Below are 17789 nucleotides of genomic sequence, written 5' to 3'. Positions count from 1 at the left end.
GTCGCCAACACGCATCCGTAGGAGCAGTCTTGGCACGCAAGATCGGCAGCCGGTACACCGCCCACCAGATCCTTGGTCGGGGCAGCGCCGGCACGGTGTGGCTCGGCGAAGGACCCGAGGGTCCCGTCGCCATCAAGCTGCTGCGCGAGGACCTGGCGTCCGACCAGGAGCTGGTCGGCCGCTTCGTCCAGGAGCGCACGGCCCTGCTCAGCCTCGACCACGCGCGCGTGGTGGGCGTCCACGACCTGGTGGTCGACGGGAACGACCTCGCCCTCGTCATGGACCTCGTCCGGGGCACCGACCTGCGTACCCGCCTCGACCGTGAGCGCCGCCTCGCCCCCGAGGCGGCGGTGGCGATCGTGGCGGACGTGGCGGACGGCCTCGCCGCGGCGCACGCGGCGGGGATCGTGCACCGGGACGTGAAGCCGGAGAACGTCCTGCTCGACATGCAGGGTCCGCTGGGCCCCGGCGGCTCGCACCCCGCCCTGCTCACGGACTTCGGCGTCGCCAAACTGATCGACTCCCCGCGCAGGACCCGCGCGACGAAGATCATCGGTACGCCGGACTACCTCGCCCCCGAGATCATCGAGGGCCTGCCCCCGCGCGCGGCCGTCGACATCTACGCCCTCGCCACCGTCCTGTACGAGCTCCTCGCGGGCTTCACCCCCTTCGGGGGCGGCCACCCCGGGGCGGTCCTGCGCCGCCACGTGACAGAAACGGTCGTCCCCCTGCCCGGCATCCCGGACGAGCTCTGGCAGCTGATGGTCCAGTGCCTGGCGAAGGCCCCGGCGTCCCGGCTGCGCGCGTCGGAGCTCGCGGCGCGGCTGCGCGAGCTGCAGTCCCTGGTGGCGGGGATGCCGCCGCTGGATGTGGACGAGCCGGACACGGAGCCGCTCCCGGAGGAGGCGGAGGAGGAGCCGGCACCGGAGCCGCCGTCCGCGGGCGCCCCCCGGCGCGGGGCGGTCCCCCTCGTCCCCGGTTCGTCCCCCGACTCGAACCGCGACACCCACACCTCCATGCGCGTCCCGGGCCCGGACGAGCTCGCCGGGGGCGCCCGGGGCACCGCCCGCGCCCCCCGGGCGTCCGGCGCGGCCCGCCCCGGCTCGGCCCGCCACCGCTCCTCCGCCCGCCGCCGCAGGATCACGCTGGGCGTGGCGGGAGCGGTCCTGGTGGCGGCGGCAGGCATCGGCACCTGGGCAGCCACAAACGGCGACGACGCGAACGGCACCCCCCAGGACACAAAGAACTCATCCCCTTCAGCACCCTGACCCGCCGCTCCGGCGGCTCCGGCCGAGCCGCAGGGCCGGCCCAGGGGCCTGGAGAGAGCCGCCTCCCAGGCCGGGAGGCCCGACCGCTTGCGTCCAGCCGTTAGGCTGGTCCCGTGGCAGTCGTCGATGTATCCGAAGAGCTCAAGTCCCTCTCCTCGACCATGGAGTCGATCGAGGCCGTCCTGGACCTCGACAAGCTGAGGGCAGACATCGCCGTGCTCGAGGAGCAGGCGGCCGCGCCGTCCCTGTGGGACGACCCGGATGCGGCACAGAAGATCACCAGCAAGCTGAGCCACCTCCAGGCGGAGGTGCGGAAGGCCGAGGCCCTGCGCGGGCGCATCGACGACCTCAGCGTGCTCTTCGAGATGGCAGAGGAGGAGGACGACCCGGACACCCGGGCCGAGGCCGAGACCGAGCTCACGGCCGTCAAGAAGGCGCTGGACGAAATGGAAGTCCGCACCCTCCTCTCCGGCGAGTACGACGCCCGTGAGGCACTCGTCACCATCCGCGCCGAGGCCGGCGGCGTCGACGCCTCCGACTTCGCCGAGAAGCTGCAGCGCATGTACCTCCGCTGGGCCGAGCGCCATGGCTACAAGACGGAGCTCTACGAAACCTCGTACGCGGAAGAGGCCGGCATCAAGTCGACCACCTTCGCCGTCCAGGTCCCGTACGCCTACGGAACGCTCTCCGTCGAGCAGGGCACGCACCGGCTCGTCCGCATCTCGCCCTTCGACAACCAGGGACGTCGCCAGACCTCCTTCGCCGGAGTCGAGATCCTCCCGGTGGTCGAGCAGACCGACCACATCGAGATCGACGAGTCCGAGCTGCGCATCGACGTCTACCGCTCGTCGGGCCCCGGCGGCCAGGGCGTCAACACGACCGACTCCGCGGTCCGCCTGACGCACATCCCCACCGGCATCGTCGTCTCCTGCCAGAACGAGCGCTCGCAGATCCAGAACAAGGCGAGCGCCATGAACGTCCTCCAGGCCAAGCTTCTCGAGCGCCGCCGCCAGGAGGAGCAGGCGAAGATGAACGCCCTCAAGGGGGACGGCGGCAACTCCTGGGGCAACCAGATGCGTTCGTACGTCCTGCACCCGTACCAAATGGTCAAGGACCTGCGCACGGAGTGCGAAGTGGGCAACCCCGAGTCCGTGTTCAACGGCGAGATCGACGGTTTCCTGGAGGCCGGAATTCGCTGGCGCAAGCAGCAGGAGAAGTAAGCGCCGCTTTATCGACAAGGCAACTGCCGCCCATGAGGCGGCAGTTGCCTTTTACGTCACAGTCACATCTCCGTAGGCCGGTCAACTGCTGTTATTTCAGACATCGCGCGCGCAACGACCTTGACGTTGCTGTGGAAACTGGAAAGGCTACCGAGCGGCATGCGTATCTCTGGGGCGCGTGTGATCTGTGGGGGCCGATCCAGCGCCCCCGACGAACGCAGTCCCGGACGCTGCCTCACTGACGATTCAGCTACTGGGGGTAGCAGCCAGATGACCAAGAAGACGCGGATCCGCGTAGCACGCATAGCGGCCGGTGCGGTGATCGCCGCGGGTGCTTCGCTGACCGCCGCCGGTGCCGCCTCGGCCCTCGACGTGGGTGTCGACCTCGGCGGCGCGAGCGCCAGCGCCAGCGCCGACGAGAACGGCATCGGCGTTGACGTCGGCATCGGCGAGGACGATGACGAGCCGACCGCCGGGCCCACCGAGCCGACGGGTATCCCCGAGGACCCGGACCCGACCGAGCCCACCGAGGACCCGGAGCCCACCGAGCCCACGGAGGAGCCGACCGAGCCCACCGAGGAGCCCACGGAGCCCACCGAGGACCCGACGGACCCGGGCACGCCCACCGAGGACCCGAGCGACCCGACCGAGGGCCCGAGCGACCCCGGTAACGGAAACGGCACCGGCGGCGGCAACGGCACCGGTGGCAACGACAACGACCCCGACGGCGGCTCCAACCCCGTCGAGCAGGGCAAGGGCAAGGACAGCCTGACCGACACGGGCTCCGCCCCGGTCGAGCAGGGTGACAAGGCCGACAAGGGCGAGCTCGCCGAGACGGGCGCCGCCGAGACCACGTTCCTGCTGACCGGCGCCGCGACGATGATCGCCGGCGGCATCGGCTTCCGCATCCTGCCGCGCTTCGTCGGCAACCGCGGCGCTGCCGCCTGATCCAGGGCGACGGCATCCGCGTACGGGAACGTGCGCGGCGCATGACATGACAGAAGGGCCCGGAGCCGACGGCTCCGGGCCCTTCTGGGTGTCCTGGACGCGCCCTCTGGCGCGCTAAGCGGTCTGGTGCGCCAGCAGGGCCACCGCCGCGATCAGCACGACGAGCACTCCTATCAGGGCCGCAGGGCTGAGGCCGCCGAACGGTCCCTCCTGCTGCATGCGCTCGCGATTGGCCCGGCACACGGGGCAGCGGCCTTCACTCACGGGCGCCGCGCAGTTCGCGCACACCAACCTGTCATAGGTCATGCGCTTCTCCTCCCGCACAGTTACAGCCTGCCCAACGCTAGAGGGAACCCAACCGTTCCCCCTACCACTGTGCCAGCTTCCACGAATTTCGGCGCGGCCCGCCCGTCCTCGTCGGTTTCAGACTGTTACGTTCCGTGGTATATCCGCGACAATTCTCGCAACTCAGGACGCTGACTGCGCTCGCGCACCGGCTTCGCGTATGGTCACGCTCACCTACCCCCGGCGACCCGTGGTGCATCCGTGATCCGATTCGACAACGTCTCCAAGGCCTACCCCAAGCAGACCCGGCCCGCCCTCCGGGATGTCTCCCTGGAGATCGAGAAGGGCGAGTTCGTCTTCCTGGTGGGCTCCTCCGGCTCCGGAAAGTCCACCTTCCTGAGGCTGGTCCTGCGCGAGGAGCGCACCAGCCACGGCCAGGTGCACGTCCTCGGCAAGGACCTCGCGCGCCTCTCCAACTTCAAGGTGCCGCACATGCGGCGCCAGTTGGGCACCGTCTTCCAGGACTTCCGGCTCCTTCCGAACAAGACCGTCGGCGAGAACGTCGCCTTCGCGCAGGAAGTCATCGGCAAGTCCCGCGGCGAGATCCGCAAGTCCGTGCCCCAGGTCCTCGACCTCGTCGGTCTCGGCGGCAAGGAGGACCGGATGCCCGGCGAGCTCTCCGGTGGTGAGCAGCAGCGGGTGGCGATCGCACGCGCCTTCGTCAACCGCCCGAAGCTCCTCATCGCGGACGAGCCGACCGGCAACCTCGACCCGCAGACCTCGGTCGGCATCATGAAGCTGCTCGACCGGATCAACCGGACCGGCACGACCGTCGTCATGGCGACCCACGACCAGCAGATCGTGGACCAGATGCGCAAGCGGGTCATCGAGCTGGAGAAGGGCCGTCTCGTCCGCGACCAGTCGCGCGGCGTCTACGGCTACCAGCACTGACGACCCGTACTGATCCACCGCACTGATCCACTGAAAGGGAGCCATGCGCGCCCAGTTCGTCCTGTCGGAGATCGGCGTCGGTCTCCGCCGCAATCTCACGATGACCTTCGCGGTCATCGTCTCCGTCGCCCTCTCGCTCGCCCTGTTCGGCGGCTCGCTGCTCATGCGCGACCAGGTGAGCACGATGAAGGGCTACTGGTACGACAAGGTCAACGTCTCGATCTACCTCTGCAACAAGGGGGACGCGGAGCAGGACCCGCATTGCGCCAAGGGCGCGGTGACGAACGAGCAGAAGGACCAGATCAAGACCGATCTGAAGAAGATGCCCGTCGTCGACACGGTGCAGTACGAATCGGCCGACGAGGCGTACAAGCACTACAAGGAGCAGTTCGGCGACTCCCCGCTGTCCAGCTCCCTCACGCCGGACCAGATGCAGGAGTCGTACCGCGTCAAGCTGAAGGACCCGGAGAAGTACCAGGTCGTCGCGACCGCTTTCTCCGGACGTGACGGGGTGCAGTCCGTGGAGGACCAGAAGGGCTATCTGGACAACCTCTTCGAGCTCCTGAACGGCATGAACTGGGCGGCGCTCGCGGTAATGGCGCTGATGCTCGTCGTGGCGCTGATGCTGATCGTCAACACCGTGCGTGTTTCCGCGTTCAGCAGGAGACGTGAAACCGGCATCATGCGGCTCGTCGGCGCGTCCAGCTTCTACATCCAGATGCCGTTCATCATGGAGGCGGCCGTCGCCGGTCTCATCGGTGGCGCTGTCGCCTGCGGCATGCTCCTCGTGGGCCGGTACTTCCTCATCGACCACGGCCTCGCGCTCTCCGAGAAGCTGAATCTGATCGACTTCATCGGGTGGGACGCGGTCCTCGCCAAGCTGCCCCTGGTGCTCGCCATCGGCCTCCTGATGCCCGCGCTCGCCGCGTTCTTCGCGTTGCGCAAGTATCTGAAGGTGTGACAAAACCCGCCTGTTCCGAAGGGCGCTGTACGGTTCAACCGACCGTACGGCGCCCTTCGTTGTCCTAGACTCACCGGCATGTCAGGCCCCGACCGGTTCTGTGAACTGCTCTCCCGGCCCCGCCGTATCCGCCGCGGGGCGACCCTGACATTGGTGTTCGTGAGCGTGCTCGCCACCGGTGCGGCCACCGGCTCCTGGAGCGAGGCGTCCGGTGAAGGCCGGAAGTCGCCTGCCCTGTCCACCCGTTCCGTCGTCTCGTCCGGTGACGCCGCCGACGAGGCGGCCGACGCCGCGGCCGAGGCGATGGCCGACGGCAAGTCCGGCAAGAAGGCCGCCGAGGAAGCCGTCAGCCGCAGCGGTGACCGCTGGGGATCGGTCTACTCCCCTGGGGAGTACCAGGAGTTCGAGCAGGCCCTCGACGGCGCGTACACCGGCGTCGGCCTGTGGGCCAGGCGTACGGAGGACGGCCGCATCGAGGTCTCCCGGGTCCAGCGCGGCGGCCCCGCCCAGCAGGCCGGTATCCGCGAGGGCGACCGGCTCCGCAGCATCGACGGCAAGCGCGTGACGGGACGTCCCGTCACCGAGGTCGTCTCCCTGCTGCGCGGTGCCCGCGCGGGCACCCCGGTCGAGCTCGGCCTGGAGCGGGGCACGCGCGCGTGGAGCGAGACACTGCACCGGGCCCGCCTCTCCACGGACTCCGTCACGGTCACGCAGCTCGCGGGCGGCGCGGTCATGATCAAGGTCGAGGCCTTCACCAAGGGCACGGGCGAGCGCGTGCGGTCAGCGGTGCGTGACGCCCCCAAGGGCGCCGGGATTCTGCTGGACCTGCGGGGCAACTCCGGGGGCCTGGTGTCGGAGGCGGTCACCGCCGCCTCGGGTCTCGTGGACGGCGGCCTGGTGGCGACGTACGACGTACGCGGCCGGCAGAAGGCCCTGCACGCCGAGCGCGGCGGCGACACCACCAGGCCGGTGGTCGCGCTGGTCGACGGCGGCACGATGAGCGCGGCCGAGCTGCTCACGGGCGCGCTCCAGGACCGTGGCCGCGCGGTCGTGGTGGGGTCGAAGACCTTCGGCAAGGGGTCGGTCCAGATGCCGAGCCGGCTGCCCGACGGTTCGGTCGCCGAGCTGACGGTCGGGCACTACCGCACTCCTTCGGGGCAGGCGGTCGACGGCCGGGGCATCACACCGGACCTGGAGGTCGAGGACGGTGCCGAGAGGCGGGCCGAAACAGTATTGACTGGCCTCGGACCCCCCTCGTAGTGCGAAAATGGCCGCACTATGGCGAAGGAAAAGGTAAAGCGCAAGGCCGCCAAGGCCGCCGAGAAGGCACCCGCCCGGAAGATGGTCGCGCAGAACAAGAAGGCGCGGCACGACTACCACATCCTGGACACGTACGAGTGCGGCCTGGTGCTGATGGGCACCGAGGTCAAGTCGCTGCGGATGGGCAGGGCCTCCCTGGTGGACGGCTTCGTGCACATCGACAACGGCGAGGCGTGGCTGCACAACATCCACGTCCCGGAGTACGTGCAGGGCACCTGGACCAACCACTCGGCCACGCGGAAGCGCAAGCTCCTGCTGCACCGTGCGGAGATCGACAAGCTGGAGTCGAAGTCGCAGGAGACGGGTCACACCATCGTGCCCCTGTCCCTGTACTTCAAGGACAGCCGGGTCAAGGTCGAGATCGCCCTTGCCAAGGGCAAGAAGGAGTACGACAAGCGTCAGACGCTCAAGGAGAAGCAGGACCTGCGCGAGACGAACCGCGCCGTCGCGGACGTCAAACGGCGTCAGCGCAGCGCCTGACCGCCGGGTCCCGTGGGTCCTGACGGGCCACGCGGGAATTGGCTGGCCCCGTCGGGCGTTGGTCACGTACGATGGGCACCGCACCTCACAGCGGGTGCACCGTTTGAAAAAACAACATGGGGATGATCGGTTTCGACAGCGGATGTCGAAGCAGGGGAAGCGAGCCGAGGAAGCGGCAATGATCTCGTAAACCATATGTCGCAACCAATAATCGCCAATAACAAGAGCGATTCCCAGTCCTTCGCCCTCGCTGCCTAATAAGCAGTGAGTGAAGGACCCTTAATGGGTGTCAGCCCGGGAGTGTTCCCGACCCGGATCCTGGCATAATCTAGGGAACTAAACCATCGAGTCCGGTCACGGGATTCGATGGGAAATCAAACAGTGACTGGGCCCGTCGGAGACTTGTTCGCGAGATCTCCGGGGCCGAGAAAATCGTAGCGAACTGCGCTCGGAGAAGCCCTCCTTTTGCACCGTTGGACGCGGGTTCGATTCCCGCCATCTCCACAATTCCCATGTGAGGTTGAAGCCCTCCGGCCGGTGGCCGGGGGGCTTTTTCCGTGTGCGGGGCACGCACCGTCCGGGCACATCCTCCAGGCATGTGACTCGTTAGTGCATCCGAGTGCAGGTTCCCAAACGGCCGGGCGGCCCAGAAGCCCGGCCGAGTACGCAAGTGCAGGAGGCAGTCGCTTGGATGCCACCGTCACTCTTTTAGGCTCCATCGTCGCCAGCCTCGGGGTTCTCGGCGCGGCGGTGGTGGCTTATCTCGGCAAGCGCGGTGAGAACGCGCTCACCGGTTACTCCAGCCTCACGGAGAGACTTCAGACCGAGCGCGACCGGCTGGAGCGGCAGGTCGCCGAACGCGACACGAAACTCGCCGAGTTAAACGCTCTGCACGTCCATGACCAGAGCGAGATCGCCCGGCTGCTCATCGACAACCAACGGCTCGGAGGCACTCCGTGATCCAGCTCGAGCGACTGCTGGCCCGCCGTTGGCGCAGCGTATTCCTCGTCTGTGTGCTGGTCGCGCTCTGCGGGGTCGCGGCGCTGCTCTGGGCCCGCATCGACGCGGGTGACCGTCGTGCCGACCGGCTCGCCGCCGAGGCGGACCGGCGCGGCGAGGCCGTGTCCACGCTGGCCCGCGACGTACGGACCCTGCGTGCGCAGGTCCGCTCGCACGGTGACACCCCTGCCGCGCCCGACCCCGCCGACGCCGTCGACGACCTGCTGTCCCGGGCGCGGGTGCCCGGGAGGCCGGGCGCCACCGGCTCACAGGGCGAGGACGGCAAGCAGGGCGAGAAGGGGGTGCCGGGAGACGGTGGCCGCCAGGGTGCGGCGGGGGAGCGCGGCGAGGCGGGAGCGGCCGGCGATCCTGGCCCGGCAGGGGCCGACGGCACGGACGGCGCGAACGGCGAACGAGGCCCGGAAGGACCGGCGGGGGCGGCGGGGCCCCCGGGCGCCAACGGCGCTGACGGTACCGACGGCGCCAACGGGTCCGACGGCGCGGGCGGTGCCTCGGGCCCCGAAGGACCCTCGGGCCCGGCGGGCCCGGCGGGGCCGCGCGGTGAGCGCGGGCCCAAGGGCGAGACGGGCGACGCCGGTCCCGCCTGCCCCGACGGCTACAGCCTCCAGCAGTCACCGGGCGACCCCGACGCCCTGGTCTGCCGCCGCACGGGCGTGGCCCCGGCCGACCCCGCCCCCGCCCTGCTGCTCCTGGCCTCCCTGCTGCCCCGCTGCCGCCGCACGCCGTACGCACCGGACTGAGGGCGGGGGCGGGGGGGCGGCCCAAGCGGTGGCCGACCCCTTGTGGTCCACCCCTCCTGCGGCGTACGTGGCCGGAGTGGGGGCTGTCGCGGGAGCCCCGAGTCAGGGATGCTCCTGGGTCATGAGTAGACCCGTGAGACGCGTCAACGCCCGTATGCGCCACTGGATCTGGCCCGCCGTGCTCGGCGTCGCGGCGGCCACCCTCTCCGTCAGCTCGCCGGCCGGTGCGGACTCCGACCGCAGCGGCCTGCCCGAAGCCATCGACACCATCCTCGGCGATCCCCGGATGGAGGGCGGCGCGGCGAGCGTCGTCGTCGCCGATGCCGCCTCCGGTGACGTGCTCTACCAGCACCTGCCCAGCGGGCGCCTTATGCCCGCCTCCAACACCAAGCTCCTGACGTCGGCCGCGGCCATGGAGCGGCTCGGCCCCGACCACCGCTTCACCACCGACGTGCTCACCGACGCCAAGCGCAACGGCCGTGTGCTCGACGGTGACCTGTATCTGCGCGGCACCGGCGACCCGACGACACTCGCCAAGGACTACGACCGGCTCGCCGCGAAGATCGCCGATTCGGGCGTCCGGCGGGTCTCGGGGCGCCTGGTCGCGGACGACACCCGGTTCGACGACAGGCGTCTGGGCGACACCTGGGCCGCCGACGACGAGTTCGCGTACTACAACGCCCAGATCTCCGCGCTGAGCGTCGCCCCGGACACCGACTACGACACCGGGACGGTCATCGTCGAGGCCACACCCGGCGCGAAGGCCGGGGACAGGCCGAAGGTGACGGTGACCCCGAAGACCGACTACGTGGACGTCGACATCAGCGCCAGAACCGTCCCCGCAGGTGGTGCGGACACGCTCACCATCGAGCGTGAGCACGGCACCAACACGATCACGGTCACCGGCACCGTCCCCGAGGGCGGCTCCGCCACCAAGGAGTGGATCGCCGTCTGGGAGCCGACCGGTTACGCGGCCGCGGTCTTCCGGGACGCCCTGAAGGCGCACGGGGTGCGGGTGAGCGGCCCGACGAAGACCGGGCTCGCCACGCCCCAGGGCGCGCGGCAGCTCGCGTCACACGACTCCATGCCGCTCAGCGAGCTGATGATCCCCTTCATGAAGCTCTCCAACAACATGCACGCGGAGAACCTCACGAAGACGATGGGGTACGAGGCGACCGGACGGCCCGGCAACTGGCCGGACGGACTCGCGGCGATCGGCGCCTACTTGAAGACGGCAGACGTCGATCCCGGCAAGCTGCGCCAGGCCGACGGCTCCGGGCTCTCGCGCAAGACCAACGTCCCCGCCGACCAGCTGATCAACCTGCTGCTCTCGGCGAAGGGCGAGCCCTGGTACGCCGACTGGTACAAGTCGCTCCCGGTGGCCTGCGACCCGGACAAGTTCGTCGGCGGCACCCTGCGCACACGGATGTGCGGGACGCCGGCGGCCCTCAACGTACGGGCGAAGACGGGGTCGTTGACCGGGGCGTCCGCTCTTTCGGGGTACGTGAAGGACGCGGGCGGGCGTGAGCTGGTGTTCAGCATCATCCTCAACAACTACCTGCCCTCTTCGGTGAAGGCCCTGGAGGACGCGATCGTCGTGACGCTCGCCAGGTCGACCGAGGACAAGGCCGTGCTCGTCAGGCCGCGCTCGGAGCGTGCGGCCGAGCCGAGCGGGGACCTGGAGTGCTCGTGGCGCAAGCCTGCGCGATGCTGAGCAGCAGCGCGCAGCACGCGGCGGCGACCGGGACCGCGTAGCCCTGGGCGGCACCGAGGCGCTCCACCACCCAGCCGCCGGAGGCCGAGCCGCAGGCGATGCCCCCGAGGAGTCCGGTGACGGCGAGGGTCATGCCCTCGTTCAACCGGCCCTCGGGGGTGCGCTGTTGGATCAGGGACATGCCGGTGACCATCGTGGGGGCCGTGGCCATACCGGCGACAAGGAGAGCCCCGGCGAGCACAAGGAGTGAGCCGGTGAGCGTGGCGGCGAGGAGTGGCAGCGTCATCAGGGCCGCCATCGCCACGGCGCACAGGATGTGGCGGCGGTTCGCGGGTCCGCTCGGTCTGACCGTCCCGTAGAGGAGGCCCGCCGCGCAGGAGCCCGCGGCCTGGAGCGCGAGGATCGCGCCCGCGGCGGCCTTGTGGCTTTCCGCGTCGGCGTACGCGATCGTCACGACCTCCATCGAGCCGAAGACGGCGCCCGTGGCGAGGAAGGCGGCGAGCAGGGTGGGCATCCCGCGCGCGTGCAGGGGCGACCTCTCCTTGGTGGCCGTACGCCCCCGGGGCGGCGGTTCCGTCGAGCGCTGGGCGGCGAAGAGCAGGACGCCGGTCAGGAGCAGCACGACCCCGATGAGGGTGCCCGCCTCCGGGAAGAGCGCGCCGCACAGGAAGGCGGCGAGGACGGGTCCGAGCATGAAGCACAGCTCGTCCGCGGCCTGCTCGAAGGAGTTGGCGGTGTGCACGGCCCGCTCGTCGTCCTTGAGGAGGTGGGCCCAGCGGGCCCGGGACATGCCGCCCGTGTTGGGCGTGGTGGCCGTCGCGGCGTACGCGGCGAACAGGGTCCAGTCGGGCGCTCCGTAATGCACGCACAGCAGCAGCGCGAGCGAGCCGAGCGCGGCGATCGCGGTGGCCGGGACGGCGATCCGCGCCTGGCCGTACCGGTCGACGAGGCGCGCCGTCCAGGGGGCCACGACGGCGGTCGCGGCCAGGCCCGTCGCGGTGACGGCGCCGGCGAGCGCGTACGAGCCGCGGGACCCGGCGATCATGATGACGGCGCTCACGCTGAACATGCCCATGGGCAGGCGGGCGATGAGGTTGCCGATGGTGAAGGCGGTGGCTCCGGGTATCCGGAAGAGGCGGGCGTAGGGATTGCGGCGGCGGGGCGCGCGGGGTTCGGCGGGCGGCATGGGGATCACCCTCGCCGGGGCTCCGGTGTGAGGTCCAACACCTTCTGGGGCTCGACTCACGCACTCCTGTTGTAAGTTCCCGCGGGTGACCGCAGAACCCCGCATACCCCGTGGCCCCGAGCGCGGTCTGCCCCGCGACGTGGAACCGCGCCTCCTGCGCGCCTTCCTGGCCGTCTCCGAAGAGCTGCACTTCACGCGGGCCGCTGCCCGGCTTTACGTCGCCCAGCAGGCGCTGAGCCGTGATGTGCGGCGCCTGGAGCGTGAGTTGGGGGCCGAGCTGTTCGTGCGCACGACACGGCAGGTCACGCCGACCGCCGAGGGGGAGCGGCTGCTGCCGTACGCGCGGCGGGTCATCGAGGCGCAGGACGACCTGACGGCCGCCTTCGCGCGCGGTACGGGGGCCGGCGGCGCGGCACGCCCGCTGCTCGTGGACCTGAACAGCCCGGGCCTGATCTCCGGGCGCGTCCTGGAGCGGGCCCGCGAGCTCGCCCCGGACTGCGAGCTGATGGCCCGCTTCGAGAGCGGGCTCACCGGGGCCGCGGCCGAGATTCTCGCCGGGCGGCTCGACGTCTCCTTCGGGCGCTACGCCGGGCTCGAACCCGCGCTGCGGGCCCGGCTCTCGCAGCAGCCCGTGCGGTACGAGCCGATGGCGGTGCTGCTGCCGCTCGGGCACCCGCTGGCCGAATTCGACGCTGTGCCGCTCGGCGCGCTCGCGGGGGAGAGCGTGTACGCGGGCGCCGGAAACCCCCGGACGCTGGAGTGGACCGACTTGGCGCATCGCCTCTTCGAGGGACGCGGGATCGAGGTGGCTGCGCCCGCGCCCCTGGCGGTGGGCCCCGAGGAGTTCGGAAGGATCATGGCCAAGAACCGCACCCCCGTCCTCACCGCTGTGGATTTCCCCACCATGCCCGAATCGGTCCTGCGGCCCTTGACCGACCCCGTTCCGCTGTCGCCCGTGTCCCTGGTGTGGAGAAAGGGGCTCGTGCACCCGGGTGTCGACGCGCTGCGCGCTGCCGCGGCCGAGCTCGCGGCCGCCGAGGGGTGGCTGCGAAGGCCCGATGACGGGTGGGTTCCGGCCACAGATGCACTCATCATGATGAGGCTGGACTGACGGATTAGTACGACTGACACCGCCGTGCGCTACATTCATGGTCCGGGCGCGGTGTGATAGGGGGGCGCTCGGATCGGGTGGGGGCTCGGTCCGAACGGCGAGTTGCCCGGAGTCGTGCGCGCCCGAGTCAGGTTATGTGGGGGGTTGTGCGTACGCATGGATAATTGGCGAGAAGATGCCCTACCGGAACACACTCATGATCCGAACGAGGTCACTGTTCAGATCGACGGTGTGGGACGGCAGCTGGCCGAGCTGGCCGCCGAGAACGACCAGGACGGGCCCGACGGGCCGGTCTTCGTCGACGAGACGGGCCGCCGCAGCCGGAGGTACCGCCGGATAGGCGTGTTCGTCGGCATGGCCTGCGCCGTCTACGCGGTGATCATCGTGGCCACCCTGTTCTCGGGCAACTCCAGCGCGCCCTGGCTCCCGATCGACGCCAAGGACGAGAAGCCGGCGAGCAAGGTGGACACACCCGACCGCCCGGCCGACTCCCTCGACCCCTCGGCCTCCCCCGGCGACACCCCCTCGCCCGGCGCCTCGGAGAGCGGCAGCACCGCTCCCGCGACCGGCGACGAGGACGCGGACGATCCGTCCGAACCGGGCGGCGGCAAGACCAAGCCGGGCGACACACCCGACCCCGACCCCACGGGCGACGGCAAGCCCGACCCCGACCCCACGGGCGACAGCGGGGACCCCGACCCGACCGACGACCCCACGAAGCCGGACCCGGACCCGGATCCGACCGACGACCCCACCACTCCGGACCCGGACCCGTCGACCGAAACCCCGCCCGGCGCGTCCGGAGGCGGCGGCGAGGTCCCCGCGGTGCAGCCCGCCGCCGATCAGCAGTCCCCGCAGAGCGCCCAGGCGATCGGTCATCTGTCCCCGCGAGGCGCCGGCCAGCAGCCCTCGGAGGGCGCACAGCTATGAACACCCGCACCAAGAGGGGCCGGTCAGCCGGCTCCCGGCACAGTCACGCCCAGCCCCGGAACGCTCGCGCCGCCCAGCCCCGGGGCGGCGGCGGCCGGCGCCGCGCACAGCCCGCCCGCACCGCCAAGCGGCGCCGGATCCCCCTGCGCTACCTCCTGCCGCTGCTCCTCCTGGTCGCCCTGATGGCGATGCTCATGCTGCGTGGTTACACCCACAGCGAGATCCTCGCCGACCACCGCGTGCGCCCGCCCGCGGCAACCGACCAGGTCCCGAAGAAGGTCCTCGAAGACGGCGGCCCGGTCATCGACACCCGTGGCGGCAACGAGGAGACGCTGAGCGTCCCCCACCACCGCCTCGTGCTGACCTTCGACGACGGCCCGGACCCGGAGTGGACCCCCAAGGTCCTCGACGTACTGAAGAAGCACGGCGCGCACGGCGTCTTCTTCGTCACCGGCACGATGGCCTCGCGCTACCCCGACCTCGTCGAGCGCATGGTGGACGAGGGCCACGAGGTCGGCCTGCACACGTTCAACCACCCCGACCTGTCGTACCAGTCCAAGAGCCGCATCGACTGGGAGCTCTCGCAGAACCAGCTCGCCCTCGCGGGCGCGGCCGGCGTCCGTACGTCCCTCTTCCGTCCCCCGTACTCCTCCTTCTCCGACGCCATGGACAACAAGTCCTGGCCGGTGACGAAGTACATAGGCAGCCGCGGCTACCTCACCGTCGTCAACAACACCGACAGCGAGGACTGGAAGCGCCCCGGCGTCGACGAGATCATCCGCCGCGCCACGCCCAAGAACGGCGACGGGGCGATCGTCCTGATGCACGACTCCGGAGGCGACCGCTCGCAGACGGTGGCCGCGCTCGACACCTTCCTGCCCGATCTGCAGGACAAGGGCTACCGCTTCACCAACCTCACCGAGGCTCTCGGCGCCCCCAGCGCGCACGCGCCGGTCACCGGCCTCGACCTGTGGAAGGGCAAGGCCTGGGTCTTCCTGGTCGGAGCCTCGGAGAAGATCACCGGCGTACTCGTCGTGGCCCTGGCCGTGATCGGGTCCCTGGTCATGCTCCGCTTCGGCATGATGCTGCTGCTCTCCGCGGTGCACGCGCGCAAGGTGCGCAAGAAGGGCTTCCGCTGGGGCCCTGACGTCACCGAACCGGTGTCAGTCCTCGTCCCCGCCTACAACGAGGCGAAGTGCATCGAGGCGACGGTCCGCTCCCTCATGACGAGCGACCATCCCATCGAGATCATCGTGGTCGATGACGGCTCGTCGGACGGCACCGCGCTGATCGTCGAGGGCCTGCGCCTGCCGAACGTACGCGTCGTGCGCCAGCAGAACGCGGGCAAACCGGCCGCCCTCAACCGCGGCATAGCAAACGCCCGTTACGACCTCATCGTGATGATGGACGGTGACACGGTCTTCGAGCAGTCGACCGTGCGCGAGCTGGTGCAGCCGTTCGGCGACCCGCGCGTGGGCGCCGTCGCGGGCAACGCGAAGGTCGGCAACAGGGACTCGCTGATCGGCGCCTGGCAGCACATCGAGTACGTGATGGGCTTCAACCTCGACCGCCGGATGTACGACATGCTCGGCTGCATGCCGACCATCCCCGGCGCCGTGGGAGCCTTCCGGCGCTCGGCGCTGGAGCGGGTCGGCGGCATGAGCGACGACACGCTCGCCGAGGACACCGACATCACGATGGCGATGCACCGTGACGGCTGGCGGGTCGTGTACGCCGAGAAGGCGCGCGCGTGGACCGAGGCGCCGGAGACGGTGCAGCAGCTCTGGTCGCAGCGCTACCGCTGGTCGTACGGCACGATGCAGGCGATCTGGAAGCACCGCCGCTCGGTGATCGAGTCCGGCCCTTCGGGCCGCTTCGGCCGCGTGGGCATGCCCCTGGTCTCCCTGTTCATGGTCCTGGCCCCGCTCCTGGCGCCCCTGATCGACGTGTTCCTGCTCTACGGCCTGGTCTTCGGCCCCACCCAGAAGACGATCATCGCGTGGCTCGGCGTGCTCGCCGTCCAAGCGGTGTGCGCGGCGTACGCCTTCCGGCTCGACCGCGAGCGCATGACCCATCTGATCTCGCTGCCCCTGCAGCAGATCCTCTACCGGCAGCTGATGTACGTCGTGCTGCTGCAGTCCTGGATCACCGCCCTGACCGGAGGCCGCCTGCGCTGGCAGAAGCTCCGGCGTACGGGAGTCCTTGGAACTCCGCCCTCTATCCCGCAGCAGCGGACGGGCAGCCCTGATCGGAGGCCCGTCGCATGACGTATCCCCAGCAGCCCACGCAGCCGCTGCCGCAGGTTCCGCCGCCTCCGGGGCTGCGAAATCATGCGCCGATGGCTCCGGGCATGGGGGCTCCGGGCATGGGGGCTCCGGGCATGGGGGTGACGCCGGTGGGCCCGGCGACTCCGCCGGTGACCCCGCAGGCCCCTCCGACCCCGGCGGCTCCCAAGAGGCCGGGCAGGGACCGCTACTTCGACGTACTGCGCTCCCTCGCCCTGGTCCGCGTCGTGATCTACCACCTGTTCGGCTGGGCCTGGCTGACGATCATCTTCCCGTCCATGGGTGTGATGTTCGCGCTGGCGGGCGCGCTGATGGCACGCTCGCTGAAGCGCCCGGCATGGGGCGTGATCAGGGGCCGAATACGCCGACTGCTGCCCCCCATGTGGGCATTCAGCGCGGTGGCGCTCTTCCTCCTCTTCTACGGAGGCTGGAACGTCACCAAGGACCCGGACCACGGGGACACGTGGGGCCTGGTCAGCATGCTCAACTACGTGTTCCCGATCGGCGCCCCGCCCTTCCCCTGGCACATCGGGGACAAGGCGGGCCTCCTGGAGGACACCTGGCCGGCGCAGGCCGCGGGCCCGCTCTGGTACATCCGCGCGTACCTGTGGTTCGTGATCGCCTCGCCGCTGCTCCTCTGGGCGTTCCGCAGGGTCCCGTGGGCCACGCTCTTCGCCCCCCTGGCCCTGACGGCGGTACTGGCCACGGAGATCGTCAAGATCCCCGGCGAGACGGGCAACGCGGTGTCGGACTTCGCGGTGTACGGCAGCTGCTGGGTGCTCGGCATGGCCCACCAGGAGGGCGTACTCGCCCGGGTCCCGCGCTACGTGGCGGTTTCCGTCTCGACCCTGATCATGGCGTTCGGCCTGTGGTGGGCGTCGGGCCACCTGGGCCCGGACGGCTGGGACCTGAACGACATCCCGCTGGCCCAGGCGGCGTGGTCGTTCGGCTTCGTGGTCATCCTGTTCCAGTACTCCCCGTCATGGCAGGAACTGCCGGGCCGCCTGAAGCGCTGGGACAAACTCATCACCCTCTCCAACAACCGAGCGGTGACGATCTACCTCTGGCACAACCTCCTGATCATGGCCACGGTGCCGCTCATCGACATGGCGTACGACCTGCCGTTCATGCAGGACGAGCGCTGGAGCTCGGCGCTGGACTCGACGTACATGCTGTGGATGACGGTCCTGGTCTGGCCGCTGATCGGCCTGATGGTGATGGCGGTGGGCTGGCTCGAGGACATCGCAGCGAAGCGGAAACCACGTCTGTGGCCGGACGGATCAAAGAAAAACAAGGGCCGAAGGGCGCGAGCAGAGGCCTGAGGTTACGAGGGCTGACGCGAAGACAGCGGCCGCACGCGCACTTCGGTG

The 17789-nt window shown here is 70.2% G+C and carries 16 protein-coding genes and 1 other RNA gene; 15 read left to right on the top strand and 2 right to left on the bottom strand.

The annotated features are described in order from the left end of the window. Positions 1-29 precede the first annotated feature (29 nt). From ACWFRU_RS30695 to ACWFRU_RS30685, 3 genes are all read left to right on the top strand, one after another. Complete coding sequence (locus ACWFRU_RS30695) at positions 30-1268, top strand: serine/threonine-protein kinase (protein WP_453691358.1); 1239 nt, start codon at positions 30-32, stop codon at positions 1266-1268. A 113-nt stretch (positions 1269-1381) separates the two neighbouring features. Further along, positions 1382-2488, top strand: coding sequence for a peptide chain release factor 2 (gene prfB / locus ACWFRU_RS30690; RefSeq protein WP_363211507.1), 1107 nt, complete (start codon positions 1382-1384; stop codon positions 2486-2488). Positions 2489-2758: 270 nt separating this feature from the next. Continuing rightward, positions 2759-3436, top strand: coding sequence for a hypothetical protein (locus tag ACWFRU_RS30685; protein ID WP_453691357.1), 678 nt, complete (start codon positions 2759-2761; stop codon positions 3434-3436). A gap of 114 nt (positions 3437-3550) precedes the next feature. On the opposite strand, the gene ACWFRU_RS30680 is transcribed toward ACWFRU_RS30685, so the two are convergent. Further along, on the bottom strand, positions 3551-3742 hold the full coding sequence (locus ACWFRU_RS30680) for a hypothetical protein (protein WP_361186803.1): 192 nt from the start codon (positions 3740-3742) through the stop codon (positions 3551-3553). A 240-nt stretch (positions 3743-3982) separates the two neighbouring features. Between ACWFRU_RS30680 and ftsE the strand changes: the two genes are divergently transcribed. The 8 genes from ftsE to dacB all read left to right on the top strand — a co-directional run bounded on the left by ftsE (position 3983) and on the right by dacB (position 10907). Next, on the top strand, positions 3983-4672 hold the full coding sequence (gene ftsE, locus ACWFRU_RS30675; protein WP_030788113.1) for a cell division ATP-binding protein FtsE: 690 nt from the start codon (positions 3983-3985) through the stop codon (positions 4670-4672). Between the two features lie 43 nt (positions 4673-4715). Further along, positions 4716-5633 (top strand): permease-like cell division protein FtsX, encoded by a 918-nt coding sequence (gene ftsX, locus ACWFRU_RS30670; RefSeq protein ID WP_453691356.1) that lies wholly within the window; start codon positions 4716-4718, stop codon positions 5631-5633. A 78-nt stretch (positions 5634-5711) separates the two neighbouring features. Beyond that, a complete protein-coding gene (locus ACWFRU_RS30665; RefSeq protein WP_453691355.1) occupies positions 5712-6893 on the top strand; it encodes a S41 family peptidase in 1182 nt (393 codons plus the stop codon). Between the two features lie 18 nt (positions 6894-6911). Continuing rightward, positions 6912-7433 (top strand): SsrA-binding protein SmpB, encoded by a 522-nt coding sequence (gene smpB, locus ACWFRU_RS30660; protein WP_453691354.1) that lies wholly within the window; start codon positions 6912-6914, stop codon positions 7431-7433. A gap of 118 nt (positions 7434-7551) precedes the next feature. Continuing rightward, positions 7552-7940, top strand: a transfer-messenger RNA (tmRNA) gene (ssrA, locus tag ACWFRU_RS30655). A 180-nt stretch (positions 7941-8120) separates the two neighbouring features. Next, positions 8121-8393 carry a hypothetical protein gene (locus ACWFRU_RS30650; RefSeq protein WP_453691353.1) on the top strand — a complete coding sequence of 91 codons (273 nt, stop codon included), beginning with the start codon at positions 8121-8123 and terminating at the stop codon, positions 8391-8393. Then, positions 8390-9193: a collagen-like protein gene (locus tag ACWFRU_RS30645; protein ID WP_453691352.1), complete on the top strand. Its 804-nt coding sequence runs from the start codon at positions 8390-8392 to the stop codon at positions 9191-9193. Before ACWFRU_RS30650 ends, ACWFRU_RS30645 begins: the two co-directional genes overlap by 4 nt. A 121-nt stretch (positions 9194-9314) precedes the next feature. Then, a complete protein-coding gene (gene dacB / locus ACWFRU_RS30640) occupies positions 9315-10907 on the top strand; it encodes a D-alanyl-D-alanine carboxypeptidase/D-alanyl-D-alanine endopeptidase (RefSeq protein WP_453691351.1) in 1593 nt (530 codons plus the stop codon). Here the strand turns inward: dacB and ACWFRU_RS30635 are convergent. Beyond that, entirely contained in the window at positions 10831-12093 is a 1263-nt protein-coding gene (locus ACWFRU_RS30635; protein WP_453691350.1) for an MFS transporter, read from the bottom strand. The two genes, dacB and ACWFRU_RS30635, sit on opposite strands and share 77 nt — an antisense overlap. A gap of 85 nt (positions 12094-12178) precedes the next feature. On the opposite strand from ACWFRU_RS30635, the gene ACWFRU_RS30630 reads away from it, so the two are divergent. From ACWFRU_RS30630 to ACWFRU_RS30615, 4 genes are all read left to right on the top strand, one after another. Then, positions 12179-13204 (top strand): LysR family transcriptional regulator, encoded by a 1026-nt coding sequence (locus tag ACWFRU_RS30630; protein ID WP_453691349.1) that lies wholly within the window; start codon positions 12179-12181, stop codon positions 13202-13204. Between the two features lie 231 nt (positions 13205-13435). Beyond that, on the top strand, positions 13436-14134 hold the full coding sequence (locus ACWFRU_RS30625; RefSeq protein WP_453691348.1) for a hypothetical protein: 699 nt from the start codon (positions 13436-13438) through the stop codon (positions 14132-14134). Next, positions 14131-16401: a glycosyltransferase gene (locus ACWFRU_RS30620; protein ID WP_453691347.1), complete on the top strand. Its 2271-nt coding sequence runs from the start codon at positions 14131-14133 to the stop codon at positions 16399-16401. Before ACWFRU_RS30625 ends, ACWFRU_RS30620 begins: the two co-directional genes overlap by 4 nt. Before the next feature lie 71 nt (positions 16402-16472). Beyond that, the gene (locus ACWFRU_RS30615; RefSeq protein WP_453691346.1) at positions 16473-17741 is read left to right on the top strand and encodes an acyltransferase family protein; all 1269 of its coding nucleotides are present in this window, start codon (positions 16473-16475) and stop codon (positions 17739-17741) included. Positions 17742-17789: the final 48 nt, after the last annotated feature.

Source organism: Streptomyces sp. NPDC055099 (assembly GCF_053607685.1).
Note: the sequence above shows the minus strand (reverse complement) of the source record. Positions and strands in the feature narration are given on the sequence as shown.